The sequence below is a fragment of the Mastigocladopsis repens PCC 10914 genome (genome assembly GCF_000315565.1).
Classification (GTDB): Bacteria; Cyanobacteriota; Cyanobacteriia; order Cyanobacteriales; family Nostocaceae; genus Mastigocladopsis; species Mastigocladopsis repens.
Genome location: NZ_JH992901.1, coordinates 1,187,789 through 1,203,678, shown reverse-complemented (window position 1 = coordinate 1,203,678; position 15,890 = coordinate 1,187,789). Strand labels below are relative to the sequence as shown.

The following is a 15,890-nucleotide window of genomic DNA, read 5'->3' as shown; positions in this document are numbered from 1 at the left end:
TCAAGTTGCTTTTGACTTTTTCACAAATAAATAAACGTCGTCACGCTGGTAGCCCAGTTGAAAAAATTGGTTCTTTTTCAATTGATTGACTAAGTTAGCAGCAAACTCTGGATTACGAGTACCGTCTGGGTGGCGCACATTGAGCAGTATATACTCATATCGTCCGATACCAGAGGGTGGACCAGTTATATCATCTACAAAGTGGATAGTAGGTCGGTGCGATAAATGGGGGGCGATACTATGGGTTGTCAAAACAGCGCCTTGGGTGTGAACTTGCGCGATCGCTTGCTGTGTTGCTTGCCAATTATCTACGGATCTGAAATACCGCGACCAAATGTATCCATACTTTGCAAGCACCATGAAAGCCACTAATGTCCATAGGATAATTGCCCGTCTGGTACGAAGCCATCCCGAACCCGCAGCTAGACTAGAAATAACCGCTAATATCAAAAAGGGCAGGATCGGCAAAGAATACTGGTGGATTAAATCTCGTTGTGCCTGTTTATCTGAAAGAATATTCAAAACCAAGGCAGGAATAGCACTCACCAAAGGAGTGAGATGTCTTGGTGCAAGTCCCCAAATAACAGGTGCAACTAACAATGCCAAATATTCTAGGGAATCTAGTGAAAAGACTCTCCCCAGTACTAATCCTGGTTTCAGCGCTAGATTTCTAGCAATTTCTAAAGTTGAGTCACCTAAGTAAGTATAACGTGCTACAGCAGCCACCTCATGATTGCTGTAATGGGGAATAATTATTTGAGTCGCAATCAAAAACCAGCCAACACCGACAATGAGCGCGAATATACCGCAAAAACGGCGTCTTTCAAACACCAACAGCCAGACCCCCATCGCCGCCACTGTCAGTGATAACACTGCTTTACAGCCTAAAATAAAGACAACCCCTACACAAAACCAAACCACCTGATCTAAGCGCGCTGCTAACACGACTCCTAGAAAGACGGGGACAGCCATCACTTCTGGGTGGAATTCAAACAGGTTGACATTAAAAACCAGTGGGTACAGCAAGTAAACTGCTGCTATTGTGATTGCTTGGCTTTCCTTCAGCCCTGCGTTAAGGGCAATAAACCAGGTAGGCAATGCACCCAAAGCTAATGTTACTGCTTGGACAGCTAATAACCAGTAAGGACTTGGGTGAATCTTGTACAGTAAAGCTAATGGATAGACAGCCCAAGCAGCATGATTGCCCATGTGATGAAAGCCCAAAAAAGAAGAAATAGGTGGCTTTCCTTGGCTAATAAGGTAAACGACTTGGTCGTAAATTCCCAAGTCGAGAACCCCCGACTGAAACAGGGTATGTCGTAAACTACTGCACCCCAGTAGAATTAGGGCACTTATGCCACTCATCCAAACAACAGTACCAATATTGACAGTCGATTTTTTCACTGCTATTTAAATTTCGCTGATATTTAATAACGTCAGGTATTAGACTTCTTGCAAAAGTCCAAAAAAAAGAGTAATTAACCACAGATGGACACAGATGGACACAGATGGAACTCACATTCCGCAACAGGTCTATGATCGATTATTTAGTTGACGCTTGATTGGGTTGCGGGGTTGCAATTAACCATCTGTGTCCAATTTCTGCCTGTTAGTTACCACGCATTCAATTACCCTACCCAAAGTTCTTGGGCAAATTTAAGAGCCAGTCTGGCAAGTAACATAGCAAACACGCCCAGACTTAGGTATCCTTGACGAGGATGGCGAGACAGGAACACACCAAAAGCTACGCTGAGTGACACAATACCGTAAGCCAGACGACCCAAGGAAATTGTGCCTCCAGAGGCAAGCAGTAAACTGATCCCACACAAGCCATAGACAACAGTGACTGGGGTTAATTGAGTGCGTAGTTGCCATAACATATAACTGCCACCCAAGACCATAACTGCGTTAAGTAAGTTATAGATAAACCAATCATCTGCCAGTATCAACGAAAACAAGATTAAACTATAGAACCCGTAGACAACGAGAGAACTAAGATGCTTGCGGAAGCGCCATAAACAGTAACCATAGCTAACAACAAGGCCAAAAAGCAGGGGCTGCAAGGAGTTTTTCATCCCAAGATGCTGATAAGATGTGCCGATAGTAATTTGCAGCAGCATATCCAACCAACCTTGCCAATCAAACCCAAATGAGGGTCGCCATCCCCGTTGTGCATGAATAAATCCAAAGGCGTCACCAAATTGAATTGCACAGTACAGGCTAAACAGAAGCACTCCAATTGCAGTGGCAAACCCAGCAACATACGCAATAAAGGGTCGGCGCTGTTTCCATGCTGCTAACAAAAATGCAGGTATAAGTGCCAATCCCGTGGGACGTGTTGCCGTTGCCATTGCACCCCAAAGGATAGTCCACCGATATTGCTGTTTATCAAAGGCGCGCAAAGCCGCTGTACTCAAGAGTAAATATAGCCCCTCGGTGTAAATGACTGTACCGAACATGGACAACGGACACCAAGCCACTACAGATGTTGTCCAACGCGCCTCCTTTGGGCCATAATGCTCCTCTACCCAAAAGTAGATACAGTAAAGCGCTGCAAAAAATGCCAAGTTATTTATGAGCGTACCTGCTACTTCAAATGGCAAACCAAGGCTCATGAAAACCCGAATGACTAAGGGGAATAGGGGAAAAAATGCAAGATTGTGTTGTTTCCCATCATTGGCAAATTCGTAACCGGATGTTGCGATCGCGTGATAATGTATACTATCCCATCCATCAAACACCTCCCAGCCAAATTGAGGGGCAATCCCGTTTGATGATGCGCTCAGGTGTGGAGCAACCAGCATCATAGCAGTCCAGATTAATAATCGGCTAACAAGCCAAATTGCCCCAGGGAAAAGAAAATCATTTTTCCATACAACTTTTCTGATAAATATTTGAATTTCAGCCATAAGCTTGAGTGTTGTTCAAACTCCTCTATGTATCCATGTACCTATGGCTGTGAGTCGGCAATTTACTAGTAATATTTGGTACATTAAACTCCTCCACCACAATAAGAAACCACTAGAAAATAAACAGATTTGAGTAAGTTTTCAGCTATTTACTATCAGTGGTTAGAATTTAGCTGATATTGATATTATCCTAGGCAATTATATTTAACCATATAGTGTTTATATACACATTTTTTGGCAAATGAAAATTGACTTGGAGAGGTCTGTAGGGGAAATCAATTCAAAATATGCCCTACGGGTACGCTACGCGAACAGAAATTTATTTATATTCCCACATCTTATTGCCCTTTGCATATCTTCATTTTTGGAGAAAATTGCTCAATTCCTCTCCCCAATACTGGCTTTGCTCTCTACCCTATCAGCCTCTACGAGTAAATTTAGATGCCTAGCCGCTTATTTGTGCATCCTAAGCAATTTATATTAATGTTGTCTGTTAATTGTTAAACAATTGTGAAAGCAATAACTCTTCTTGGTTCCACTGGTTCTATCGGTACTCAAACTTTAGACATTGTGGCTCAGTACCCCGAGCAATTTCGGATTGTGGGGTTAGCAGCTGGGAACAATGTAGAATTGTTGGCTTCTCAGATTCGGCAGTTTCGACCAACCATAGCAGCTATTTGCACAGAGGAAAAGTTACCAGCACTTAAAGAAGCAATCAAAGACGTTACTCCCCAGCCGATTCTACTTGCTGGCGAGGCTGGAGTCATTGAAGTTGCCCGCTACGGAGATGCCGAAACCGTTGTTACGGGTATCGTTGGTTGCGCTGGTTTGTTACCTACTATTGCAGCTATTGAAGCTGGTAAAGATATCGCCTTAGCGAACAAGGAAACCTTAATTGCTGGGGGTCCTGTTGTTTTACCACTTATCGAAAAATACGGTGTAAAATTACTCCCGGCCGATTCTGAACATTCTGCTATATTTCAATGTCTACAAGGTGTCCCATCTGGAGGTTTACGCCGTATTTTACTGACCGCCTCCGGTGGTGCTTTCCGTGATTGGACAGTAGAAAAGTTAGCAGAGGTCACAGTCGCTGATGCCCTGAAGCATCCAAACTGGTCGATGGGGCGTAAAATCACTGTTGACTCTGCCACTTTAATGAATAAGGGTTTGGAAGTGATTGAGGCACACTTCCTCTTTGGGTTGGATTACGAGAATATCGAGATTGTCATTCATCCCCAAAGTATTATTCATTCGCTGATTGAATTGCAAGATACCTCGGTTCTCGCCCAACTCGGTTGGCCTGATATGCGCTTACCCTTACTGTATGCTTTATCTTGGCCTGATCGCATTTACACCAATTGGGAACGGCTAGATTTAGTAAAAATTGGCAGTTTAACCTTCCGTGAACCAGATCATCAGAAGTATCCTTGCATGAAATTAGCTTATGCAGCGCTGAGAGCGGGTGGTTCCATGCCTGCTGTATTAAATGCAGCTAATGAGCAAGCCGTGGCTTTGTTTTTAGAAGAAAAAATTCAGTTTTTAGATATTCCTCGGTGTATCGAATCGGTGTGTGATCGCCACGCAAACGATAACCGTTCAAATCCTTCTTTAGATGACATTGTGGTAGCAGATACATGGGCAAGACAGGAAGTTTTAAAAGTAACTGAAAAGCTTGAAACTTGTTCACGTATAATATCGTTGCGATAAACCAGTACTAGTAACGGTAGATTTTTATTGCGTCTCTGTTCAGCGTTCAGCTTACTGCTGAACGCTAAATTATTTTGATTCGTAATTTTTACTTTATTGCAAAGTATAAGAAGACAAATATATAGGCTATTGTCTATTATGTGTTTTACTAATTAGCAATTCAGGGATAACTTGTTCTGCCGTAGAACTACGTAATGAGAGATTCAGTATATTCCCCTTTTGAACTCATCTAATGTCATCTCAATTCAGCTACGTGAGCTTGAAGTCACTTCTTACTAATTCATCTGTTTTATACAAATTTACTGGTAAAAAGCTAGGACTTACGCACTGTACAAATTGACCATCCTATGTAAAACGAGATTTGGGCGTTTCAGACTATTGATGATCGCCCTAAAACAAATAGTTCATCGCTTGTTAAAGTAGACAAATCTAACTTTAAAGCCTGAAATTTACAACTTCATAATTGATGGTTTCTGTCAATGCGTAAGTCCTAAAAGCTTTACTGTAAGGACTTCAGGTTACAAAAAGTGCAAATTGTGGACGCGACAGGTTACTACAGTGGTAGGGTATCTTTTTCAACTAAAGCAACATGAAAAAGTCTAATTTTCCGGCATACCAAATAGCGCTAATTGCTATGTTTTCCCTTTAGCAGAACTTGTCTAGCGACTGTATAAAAAAAAATCTATAAATTAGGAAATTAAATATATATAGGAATTCGTAAATTAAATTTTAATTTACGTCTAAAGAAAAATGTACAAAATATCAATTTTAAAATTGTTTTATTGTATAGTGAGCGCAGAACAATTACAGGAAAAAGTTGAAGTAAACTAAACATTCTCACCAAAACAGCGCTGAGCAATGAGGAGCTTTTCGCTTGCGAAGGTGTCCTCTGTTGACATGACTGGTGTTGCCGAGTACTGAGTTTAACGTTGCACATTTGCACTCTTTGAGCAGCAAATTAATCCTATGCTGCGGACTTTAGTTATGGAGAAAAAAATTTTTCTTCCTTGCTCAATCCCTTGACTTTAGTTGTGGAGTTCCACTCAGGAACGCCACTTGCTATCTCCTCCTGCCAGACGCTACGCATTCGCCGTAAGGCGTGCGCTTGCGCTTACGCCAATAGGACTGGACTCACCAGTCGCGCCCGAGAGCGGGCTAACCCTCCTGGAGCTTACGCTCTACAACACAGTGGTTCCTCAACACTCAGTACTACTGAATTTGTAAAGAGAGCCTTCATTGGTAAGATTCTGTTGAAAGAGGTGTATCTATGTTTGCCACTCTGATAGTGTCTTGGATTGTCTTTTTACTATTAGTAAAAATAGTGAAAACGACAAGGAAAACAGCGTTTATTACTGCCACTACTATTGTTTTATTGGATGCTGGTTTGGGGATTAGTCCTAAAGATATTTGGCATCAAATAATACAGTCAGTTCAAACTGTATCTCCTGTCGTTAGGATTAGGTAATATCATTCTGTTTTTAGAGTGTTAGTTGTTAGTTGTTAATTGTTAGTTGTCAAAAAATCCCACTAACGACTAACTACTAACAACTAACTATCTAAGCATTACTTATTTGTTGACTCTGAAAGCCGTGCCAAAGCATCCTTGACAGTTGTAGGCAACTGACGCATCACCTTGCCTCTTTCACGATCTAATGCCACTAAAGTCACCTTAGCAGTGACATATAAGTCTTGCCTATCTGGTGATTCAATTGTATAACCCCAGTTAATGCGGACGCCAGTTACCTCAGCCATGCGCGTTTTTACCACCGCTGCCATACCCAACTGAAGAGGACGGTGATAGCGTATTGAGAGTTCTACAACAGGTAAATCACAGCCCAAAGCTACCAGATCAGCGTATTCGATACCAATGGCTCGCAAGCATTCCACCCGCGCTTCTTCTAACCAAGCTATGTAGGAACCGTGCCAGACAATGCCTGCATAGTCTGTATGATGCGGGTTGACTCTTATAAGATATTCAAACCAATTTTCCAAGGAACTGCTTGCTGGAGTGTCAATGGCACTGGTTGGTGGAAGTTGTGGTTGTTGTGATTTTTCCTCTGACATATAAAGGTTTTTTGCAACTAAAGAGAGATTTTCCAAATCTGGAATAGCATAAAGTTAGACGTTTTGTGCAATTTCTTCATTTAGCTCCCTCACTTGCGTTCTATAGGGAGGTTTTTTATGCACGTTCCTAATCGCTATTTCAGTGTTGTTCTTGTCACGGTGCTGATTTCTCTGAGTTCTGGAATGGCATTCCCAGGAACTCGTCTGGTGAATGCAAATGCAACATCGCAGCCAAATTCGAGAAAAACTGCTCAGGTTTTACCCCAAAACAATAGTCAATCTCAGGTCAGGCGGCTAAACCAAGAGGGTATTAAACTCTCTGAGCAAGGTCAGTTTGCAGAAGCATTGCAGACATTAGAAAAGGCGTTAGCCATGAGCCAAGAAAATGAGGAACGCTCTGTGAATGCTGCAACGTTGAACAACATTGGTAGAGTTTACCAAAATCAAGGCCGATATTCGCAAGCACTGAAATATTATCTGCAAGCTTTAAGTCTTAACAAAGAACTTCAGGTTAACGAAAAAACTCCAGGGCAAGCTCATATTGCCTTAGGCAAAACCTACAGCAATTTGGGTTACTTATTTGAGCGGCTTCAAAAACCCGAGTTAGCAATTTTCTTCTACAAGCATTGCGTTATCAATCGTGAGAAAGTTCGTCTCAACCCAGCAGCGTTTTCTGTACCGCAAATAGATGCTTACAACCTGAGTGTTGCTCAGACATACCGCACTTTAGGTGAAGCATTACTCAAGGGCAAGCGTATCCAGGAAGCGATACGGATTATGGATTTAGTCAAAGTGGAAGAACTCGAAGAGTATCTCCATAACGTCCAGGGTAATGAACAGACTGCCAAAGGTATTGAGGTGGTGCCAGCAGAACGACAAATTAAACAGAAGATGGAAAAAACCTTGGGTGATGCCGTTGCACTAGGTAAAGAACTGGAAACACTGCGCCAGATTCCTCCCCAAAAGCGAACACCCCAACAGAAAAAGCGGATTGAGGAATTGGTGGCGACTCAGCAGAAAATTCTGGATGAATTCTATGATTTTATCTCAACTGCCGTAGTGACAGCACAGGTGGATCAAATCAGCCGCACAGCAAGGCAGCAAAATTTGGATCTTGAAAGTCTCAATGCGATTCGGGATAATTTAGCACGATTGCCAGAAAAATCTGTACTGCTCTACCCACTAGTTTTAAAAGACAGTTTGGAATTAATCCTGGTGACTCCTGAATCACCGCCAATTCATCGCACTGTTGCTGTCAAACGAGAAAAAGTCTACCAAACAATTGCTGCTTTCCGCCAAGCCTTACAGAATCCCACTCAAGAGGCAAAACAACCTGCACGCCAGTTATATGAGTGGTTAATCAAACCAATAGAAAATGACCTCAAGCAAGCAGGTACACAAACCCTGATTTACGCACCTGATGACCAGCTGCGCTACATTCCTCTTTCTGCTTTGTATGATGGAAAACAATGGCTCGTGCAGGGTTTTGGTGTGAACCACATCACCGCAGCCAGCCTGACTAACTTTAACACTGTCAGGAAATCTAATGTGCGCGTTTTAGCTGCTGCCTTCACCAAAGGTAGTTATGAACTCAAAGTGGCTAATCGTCAGCTTACCTTTTCTGGGTTGCCTTTTGCGGAGCGAGAAGTGGAAACTTTAGCAGCTACCGTCCCAGGAACAAAAACAATTTTAGATGATGCCTTTAGCCCCAAGACGACTGTGCCGCAAATGGACGATTATACAATTGTTCATCTGGCAACCCATGCGGCGTTTGTTGTAGGTGAGCCGGAAGATTCCTTTATCTTGTTTGGGAATGGCGATCGCGCCAACCTCAGAGATGTCGCTACCTGGTCTTTACCTCGTGTTGATTTGGTCGTGTTAAGTGCTTGTGAAACCGGCTTGGGAGGAAAGTTAGGTAACGGAGAAGAAATTTTGGGATTTGGTTACCAGATTCAAAAAACCGGCGCTCGATCTGCTATTGCTTCGTTATGGGCTGTCGATGACGGCGGTACCCAGTCTATGATGAGTTCTTTTTATGCGTTGCTGCCCTCTGGCAAGTTGACAAAAGCTCAAGCTTTGCGACAAGCTCAAATTGCTTTGATTACAGGAGATTTGCCTCAAGCTCAACAGCAAAGCATCGGTGGTAGCCTCACTCACCCCTACTATTGGGCACCGTTTATTCTAATTGGGAATGGTTTGTAATTCTATTCGCTTGCTCGCTGATGTGCATTGACACTCTGGTGGCAATTGTTAAGATGCTGTAGATACTCAACAGGTATTATGGCGCCACTATCACAATATAAATGGCAGCAATGTCAATTTGCTTTGAAATAATGTATTGAAGTTATGAGTTACGAGTTATTAGTTACTAGTTACAATTCTTTAACTGCTAACTTTTAACTCTGAACTCCTAACTTTTTAGTCTCTAACACCGCTTCGCGAGGGTTTTATTTCCTACACAGGTTTGTATGGGATGCTGCTTGACTATATTGGCAAGTTCCTGTAGCTGGTTTACTGCCTCTGCGCCCTCTAACTTCATTAATTCGCGGTCATCCCGCATTTCCGTCCAAGTGATCCCGTAATCAGATACTAAAAACCGAATCAGGTGGTTTTCTCCCAGGCTAACCATAAACGAAGCACTATTCATTTGGTCTCCGCAGGTATAGCAGGATGCAGGATACCCTCGCCTCTCCAAGACGATTGCTAAAGCTTGCAAGTTCATTACCAAGTCTTGGACAAATTGCCGATGTTGTTGTGCTAGTCTTAGAAACACTTTTTCCCTCCAAACACCACAGTTATTTGAGTTGCTTTTATATTTTCTTTAGATTTTCGCACCAACTGGTATTGTAAACTATCCATTACAATTCATAGATACATATATATTCATGAATTGGCTACCTAGCTTAGGGTAGTCGTTATAAATTTTGCCTGTCGTATCAAACTATTCAGTTTGCAGACCTAAAATATCGGAAAGAATGACTCAACTTTATCTTCTCTTTACAGAGTTCTGTCAGGGTAGATGGTCAATTAACGCAATCCGCTTTAAGAGTAACTTATATTTGGTACAAGTCAACTCTAGAAAATACCGATATTGCATTTTTATCGGCTACTTATAGGTAAAATTGCTAACATCTATTACTACAAAGCAGTTAAGCGTCTTTTCAGACTTTGGAGGACGTAGTTAGCTTGTAAAATATTTGACATTAGTTAAGCAGGGCAAAAATTTTGAGCTATCTACACCAACTTCTCCAGGCGCTATGGTGAAACTGCTAGATGCTCGTGGCAATTTGAGATTCTCAATAAGGATAGGTAACTGCTTTTAAAGTAACTATTTATACAAGAAGCTTCCCCATTTCCTAACCCACAATCTCAAGTGTAAAACCCAAATAGTTTGACTTAACACTGACAATAACTGAATTCAAGATAACCATGTTGCCATTTCGGCAGATATTTTCATGGCACCCTTTTAAGTAGTCACTGATACTTATTTAAAGAGCAACTTAAGAGAATTACACATATTTTTTTGAATAGTGTAAAGCCTCAAAAGTACGAAAAAGTGTTGATACAAATAGTTTTTTTACATATAAATTAATCTAATCAACTGAATAAGTATACATTATATACTCTTTTCTAGAGAACTTATAGTAAATAAATTAACAAATAAGAAACTAAGACAGCCAAGTTAACCTGGCTGTCTTGTGTATGAGAATTATCCTAGCTTAGGTTTAGACAACTTGCCACCAACCGAAAGCTGGACCAATAAAACGAACTGTCACCCAAGCGGCAATCAAACCGCCAATACCAAACCAGGCAAGGCGAGTTGACAATTTTACGAGTTTTTCTGCTTGGATTTTGGTGATCGGAACCCACGGCAAGATCCTGGTTGTATCTTGACCGTATTTTTCTCCCAGTGCGGCTTTACGACGCTTTGCTTCGCCCATAGTGTTAAAAATGAATTCTTGCTAAGGCTGATAATAGCGCTTGCTTGGAGGCGAGTGCTAGAAAATATGCAAAAATCAAAAGTTAAAACTGACATGATAATTTTGGGGTGATTATAGTCATTGCTTTTCCCCCTACCTATTTCATCTAGGCTTGACGACTAACACAGAACAATTGGCTTCTTCCACGACTTGAGAGCTAACAGAACCTTGGACAATTCGCTTCATACCAGTTAACCCACGACTGCCAATGATAATCAACTCAGCCTGATAGATATTAGCAAGGCGAATAATCTCTTCTGCTGGGTCGCCAGTGACAAGTTCTATATCACTTTCTACTGGCAATATTGTTTGGTACGATTGGAGCCGTTTTTCAATATGGAAATAAGAAAACGCTGGTGACTCTTGGTGAGGACGGTCGACGGGTAGTTCCATCTCTGACTCTGGTGTAGGAAACACATGGCAGAGAATGACTTTGCTATCTTTTGGCAGCACCAATTCCTGTACCGTCTGAATGACTCTGTCTGCAAGTTCCGACTCATCCAGAGCAACCAAAATAGTCTTTAGCACCGATGTCATCTCCACAAGAGTAGACCTTTTACATATGTAACTGGCAAAAGAGAATAATGGCTACACTAACTATGCCCAAGTAGACACAGGTTTGTATAGCCTTAAACTTTAAGTTTGAACCTATAAGCTGAGTTTTGCCAAATGTCTCCGGAAAAAATTAATAATTCAAATTCAAAATTACTCTTCCTTTTGAACTCGGCGTCTTACAGACTCAGCGTGAGAAGGTAAGCCTTCAGCTGTTGCCAGCACATCAATTGCGCCAGACACCTTTTCTAGTGCAGTTTGGGAGTATTGGATAATACTAGAGTGTTTCATGAAAGTTTCGACTCCTAATGCTGAGGCATAGCGAGCAGCACCAGAAGTTGGTAGGGTGTGGTTAGGTCCTGCCAAATAATCTCCTACAGCTTCTGGTGTAGAATACCCCAAGAATATGGCACCCGCATTCCGAATAAGTGGTAGTAGCTCCCAAGGGTCTTTTACTTCCAACTCTAAGTGTTCAGGGGCAAATTCATTTGAGAGTTCCGCTGCTGCTTCCAAGGATTCTACAATCACTATCAAACCGTAGTGAGCGATCGCCTTTTCTGTCAGCAAGCGCCTTGGGTGATCCACAAGCTGTCTTTCCACCGCCACTTGTACGTTCTTTGCTAAAGCCGTATCCGTGGTTAGCAAAATTGCCGCTGCCATTGGGTCATGTTCGGCTTGCGCTAACAAGTCAGCAGCTACGTGTACAGGATTTGCGGTTTCATCAGCAATAATCAGGACTTCGCTTGGTCCTGCTAAGGAATCGATACCTACAGTGCCATAGACGAGTTTTTTTGCCAAAGTTACATAAATATTACCTGGACCTGTGATTATATTAACTTTAGGAATCGTTTCTGTACCATAGGCTAAAGCAGCGATCGCCTGTGCGCCTCCAACGCGATAAATTTCTTGCACCCCAGCCTCTTGTGCTGCCACCAGCACTGCTGAGTTAATCGCTTTCTCAGCTCCTGGTGGTGTTACCATCACCACACGCGGTACACCCGCTACCTTTGCCGGAATTGCATTCATCAACACCGTGCTTGGATAGGCGGCGCGACCACCCGGTACATATAATCCTGCTCTGTCTACTGGCGTGTAGCGCTTACCCAACACGACCTCATCATCGCCAAATTGTACCCAACTTTTGGGAACTCGCTGACGGTGAAACGCTTCGATTTGGCTGCTAGCAAGCCTGATAGCCTGGAGCAATTCCTTTGATACCTGTTGGTAGGCTGCATCCAGTTCTGAGCCTGTCACGCGCAGTTCTTCTGGCTTGAGGGTTTGCTTATCGAATTCGGTTGTGTAATGCAGTACAGCTTTATCACCTTGGCGCTTCACTGCCTGCAACACTTCCCGCACTGTTGCTTCTTTGTGAACCACCTGTTCATCATTGGTGCGATCGCAGATCCGTTGTAGTTCTGCTCTAACGTCTGCCTGCTGAGTAATAATTCGCAGCATGGAGTAAGGACAATGCCAACTTGAGAAAATTCTTGGGGCGAGAATGAGTTTTGCTCCTTCCCCAAAGGGGTGCAAAGCTAACCCGAACTCTCTTCTCTAGCTTAACCTGGATTTTTTTGATACTTCCACAGCTTTCAGCACATGTTTTGTGTGAGAAGGCAACTAAAATTGCGATATTTTTATTGATTTTTTGGCTCTCCCTAGCAGCAGGAGACCTAAACTAGCTCTGCACAGGGAGCAGGCGTGCCAGTTCCCGATATCCTCATAGCTCTAACTCCCAAACTTCCAGGAGGTCATCTGTCTGTTTTTTTTGTCCAGTCCCTCCTTTGAATTCTGGGTATGGTCTGAGTATGATTTTTGCCTATTTTTTTACTTTACTTACCAACATATTTACAGAAGCGATGTGCCTAGTTTCTAGATTTGAACTTCAGCAGTTCAGAGAACTCTACCTACTGTACTACATCCCTCTTACGGAGGAAGTATATCGGCAGTCTTTCGTTATCAGTTAATCGCCCTAACTGAACTTAGGGGTTTCAACTAAAACTTTTTAACTGATAACTCATTCAGTTAATCTCTTATATGAGAGTATTTCATTATATCATCTTTCTAAGATTGACGACAAACGACACAAAGAAACTGGTTGCTTAGACCAAATTTCCAGTTAAACTCAACGGGAGTCGCTATCCGAAGTTGTCAACTTAATGCCTCGCTTGGCAAAAATATTAACTCACCTTTGGCGATTACTGGTTGTAGCGCAGTGCCCTTACGGGCAATCGCATTGGCGATAAGAATTCGGCTCATGAGATAAAACCTCCTGCGGAGGTTCTTCAAGTGGAATCACAATCGTAAAAGTCGAGCCACCGCCAAGTCGGCTGACTAGTTTAACCTGACCACTGTGAGCTTGGGCGATCGCTGTGACGTTCACAATGACGGTGGCTATCGGCTTTAGCCCCGGCAAAACGTTCAAAAATCGGTTACTAGTTGGTAAAAGCAATGCCAGGTCCTGTGTCACGCACCCAGAAACGAGCTTTACCTTTACTAAGAGCAGACCCAAGGGAAATGATATCCTTTTGCGTTGTATGCTGAGTTGCATTCTGAGCTAAATTCATCATTGCTTAAGTCAATCGTTGGCGGTTAGCTGCAATTTGTCCCGTCTTTTTGAGATCCACACACTGAAAAGTTTTTACTCTACGTCTAACCGCAACTTTGTGTCTGCTTCCCAATCAATTAAATTGTTTTCATTCTCTAAAACATCTGTCTATTAAAAGCGATGCTATCATTCTCATCCATGAACCATTTTTAGATCACTTAGCATCGCTATTGAGTATGCTGATTTATACAGCAATTGTTCTTCTAACGGTAATACTATTAGCATCGATATCTCGGTGATTAAGAGACTCATCTCATTTTATTTTTTTCTTTTTAAAAGAAAACATTACACATAAGAGAGTTGCTTAATTGATATCCTCAAAGGTTGTGGTTCTTTGGGTTAGACATATTCTTGTCAGTAAGGAAACTATAGTATGCAATACGTCCACAAAAAGAAAAGAAAAAAATTGAAATTTCATGACCAATTCTTCATATTCTCAATAGCTATAGTGGTATTTTTTCTGATTCTCATTGTAAATTTACCTGTCCGCAGCCAAGTCAATGTGGTAAACGCTCTTATGACCATGGAATTACCACTTTCAACTCATGGCGCAAAAATTATTGATGCCAAAGGTCAGCAAGTGTTGCTTAAAGGTATTAACTGGTTTGGCATGGAAACAGAGACGCACGTACCTCACGGCTTGTGGAAGCGAGATTATAAGGAGATACTGGCGCAGATTGGAAGCTTGGGATATAACCTGATTCGGTTGCCTTATTCTGTGGAAGCACTACGCTCACATAGTGTTAGCGGTATTGACTTCAGTCTTGGTAACAATAAAGAACTTGAGGGGAAAACCCCAATAGAGATCATGGACTTAATTATTCAGGAAGCCGAACGCCAAGGGTTACTCGTTCTTCTTGATAGCCACCGTTTGAGCGATAAGCACATTTCACAATTGTGGTATGAAGACGGCTTCACAGAAGCAGACTGGATTAATACCTGGAAAATGTTAGCCCATAGATATAAAACTCAAACAAACGTTATTGGTGCAGACCTAAAAAACGAACCCCACGGACAAGCAAGCTGGGGTACTAATGATTTAGCTACAGACTGGCAACTGGCAGCACAGCGGGCTGGTAATGCTATTCTTGATATCAATCCTAACTGGCTAATTGTTGTAGAAGGGGTAGAAAAGAACGTTCCCGGACAAAAGCTGCCCAAGCATTGGCAGGGAGGCAATTTAGAAGGAGTGAAGCGCTACCCAGTACGTTTATCTCGTCGCAATAAGCTCGTGTATTCTCCCCACGAATACGGTCCTGGAGTTGCAGATCAGCCTTGGTTTTCTGACCCAAAATTTCCCAACAATCTTATAAATCGCTGGCAAATAGGATTTCACTATATTTCTAGTCAAAATATTGCGCCCATTTTTATTGGAGAGTTTGGTGGACGGCAAGTAGATACAACTTCTAAAGAAGGAATTTGGCAGAACGAATTTGTGAAATATATTAAACAGAAAAAAGTGAGTTTTGCCTACTGGAGTTTGAATCCCAACAGTGCTGATACAGGCGGTATCTTATTAGATGATTGGTTAAGTATTGATACAGGTAAACAGCAATTACTTTCCCAACTGCTGTCAGTTAATTTTACTCAAGTAGTACCTGTGCAGAGGAGTAGAGGAGTGGGGGAAGTCAGGAAAGTAGGGGGAGGAAATACTCCCTCATTTTCTTTTTCCTCCTCATCTCCTCCCCGTGTCTCCGTGTCCTCCTCCCAACTGATAGTCACATCTAATATCTACACAAATTGGCAAAAGGGATTTTGTGTCAACTTCAAAATTATGAATCAGGGTAGTACTAAGATTAACGATTGGCAGATGACTTTTGATATGAAACAGGCTGCCATTAATAACTCTTGGAACGGTAAGTTTAAACCTCAAGGAGCGACACAGTATGTTGTCACTCCTCTAGACTGGGGACGAGTGATTGAGCCAAATCAAGTACACGAGCTAGGTTTTTGCGCCAATAAACTTGGTTCCGACTACCAGCCAACGGAAGTAAGAGTGAAGAAGGAAGAGTGAAGAAAGAAGATGGAAGAAGAAACAAACTCTTATTTGATCTTCTATCTTCTGTCTTCTAT

12 protein-coding genes are annotated in these 15,890 nt (G+C 42.2%); 3 read left to right on the top strand and 9 right to left on the bottom strand.

Features of this window, described 5'->3' with window-relative positions:
* Both MAS10914_RS0107555 and MAS10914_RS0107550 read right to left on the bottom strand, forming a co-directional pair.
* Nucleotides 1–1,365, bottom strand: a complete 1,365-nt coding sequence (locus MAS10914_RS0107555) for a DUF2079 domain-containing protein (RefSeq protein ID WP_051151144.1) — start codon at nucleotides 1,363–1,365, stop codon at nucleotides 1–3.
* A gap of 263 nt (nucleotides 1,366–1,628) precedes the next feature.
* Nucleotides 1,629–2,909, bottom strand: coding sequence for a mannosyltransferase family protein (locus tag MAS10914_RS0107550; protein WP_017315309.1), 1,281 nt, complete (start codon nucleotides 2,907–2,909; stop codon nucleotides 1,629–1,631).
* 510 nt (nucleotides 2,910–3,419) lie between these two features.
* Here MAS10914_RS0107550 and MAS10914_RS0107545 point away from each other — a divergent pair.
* Complete coding sequence (locus tag MAS10914_RS0107545; protein WP_017315308.1) at nucleotides 3,420–4,616, top strand: 1-deoxy-D-xylulose-5-phosphate reductoisomerase; 1,197 nt, start codon at nucleotides 3,420–3,422, stop codon at nucleotides 4,614–4,616.
* A gap of 1,563 nt (nucleotides 4,617–6,179) precedes the next feature.
* Here MAS10914_RS0107545 and MAS10914_RS0107535 read toward each other — a convergent pair.
* The gene (locus tag MAS10914_RS0107535) at nucleotides 6,180–6,680 is read right to left on the bottom strand and encodes an acyl-CoA thioesterase (protein WP_017315306.1); all 501 of its coding nucleotides are present in this window, start codon (nucleotides 6,678–6,680) and stop codon (nucleotides 6,180–6,182) included.
* Nucleotides 6,681–6,797: 117 nt separating this feature from the next.
* Between MAS10914_RS0107535 and MAS10914_RS0107530 the strand changes: the two genes are divergently transcribed.
* The gene (locus MAS10914_RS0107530) at nucleotides 6,798–8,882 is read left to right on the top strand and encodes a CHAT domain-containing protein (protein WP_017315305.1); all 2,085 of its coding nucleotides are present in this window, start codon (nucleotides 6,798–6,800) and stop codon (nucleotides 8,880–8,882) included.
* Nucleotides 8,883–9,105: 223 nt separating this feature from the next.
* Here the strand turns inward: MAS10914_RS0107530 and MAS10914_RS0107525 are convergent, their stop codons facing one another.
* The 6 genes from MAS10914_RS0107525 to MAS10914_RS36375 all read right to left on the bottom strand — a co-directional run bounded on the left by MAS10914_RS0107525 (nucleotide 9,106) and on the right by MAS10914_RS36375 (nucleotide 13,779).
* On the bottom strand, nucleotides 9,106–9,453 hold the full coding sequence (locus MAS10914_RS0107525; RefSeq protein WP_017315304.1) for a DUF1815 family protein: 348 nt from the start codon (nucleotides 9,451–9,453) through the stop codon (nucleotides 9,106–9,108).
* A gap of 952 nt (nucleotides 9,454–10,405) precedes the next feature.
* Complete coding sequence (locus MAS10914_RS0107520; RefSeq protein ID WP_017315303.1) at nucleotides 10,406–10,621, bottom strand: DUF2839 domain-containing protein; 216 nt, start codon at nucleotides 10,619–10,621, stop codon at nucleotides 10,406–10,408.
* Nucleotides 10,622–10,762: 141 nt separating this feature from the next.
* The gene (locus tag MAS10914_RS0107515; RefSeq protein ID WP_017315302.1) at nucleotides 10,763–11,188 is read right to left on the bottom strand and encodes a universal stress protein; all 426 of its coding nucleotides are present in this window, start codon (nucleotides 11,186–11,188) and stop codon (nucleotides 10,763–10,765) included.
* Between the two features lie 177 nt (nucleotides 11,189–11,365).
* The gene (gene hisD / locus MAS10914_RS0107510; protein WP_017315301.1) at nucleotides 11,366–12,667 is read right to left on the bottom strand and encodes a histidinol dehydrogenase; all 1,302 of its coding nucleotides are present in this window, start codon (nucleotides 12,665–12,667) and stop codon (nucleotides 11,366–11,368) included.
* A 763-nt stretch (nucleotides 12,668–13,430) separates the two neighbouring features.
* Nucleotides 13,431–13,634, bottom strand: a complete 204-nt coding sequence (locus MAS10914_RS36380) for a hypothetical protein (protein WP_156818111.1) — start codon at nucleotides 13,632–13,634, stop codon at nucleotides 13,431–13,433.
* Between the two features lie 10 nt (nucleotides 13,635–13,644).
* A complete protein-coding gene (locus MAS10914_RS36375; protein WP_332248798.1) occupies nucleotides 13,645–13,779 on the bottom strand; it encodes a hypothetical protein in 135 nt (44 codons plus the stop codon).
* A 411-nt stretch (nucleotides 13,780–14,190) separates the two neighbouring features.
* Here MAS10914_RS36375 and MAS10914_RS0107500 point away from each other — a divergent pair, with 411 nt between their 5' ends.
* Nucleotides 14,191–15,831 (top strand): cellulase family glycosylhydrolase, encoded by a 1,641-nt coding sequence (locus MAS10914_RS0107500; protein ID WP_017315299.1) that lies wholly within the window; start codon nucleotides 14,191–14,193, stop codon nucleotides 15,829–15,831.
* Nucleotides 15,832–15,890 lie beyond the last annotated feature (59 nt).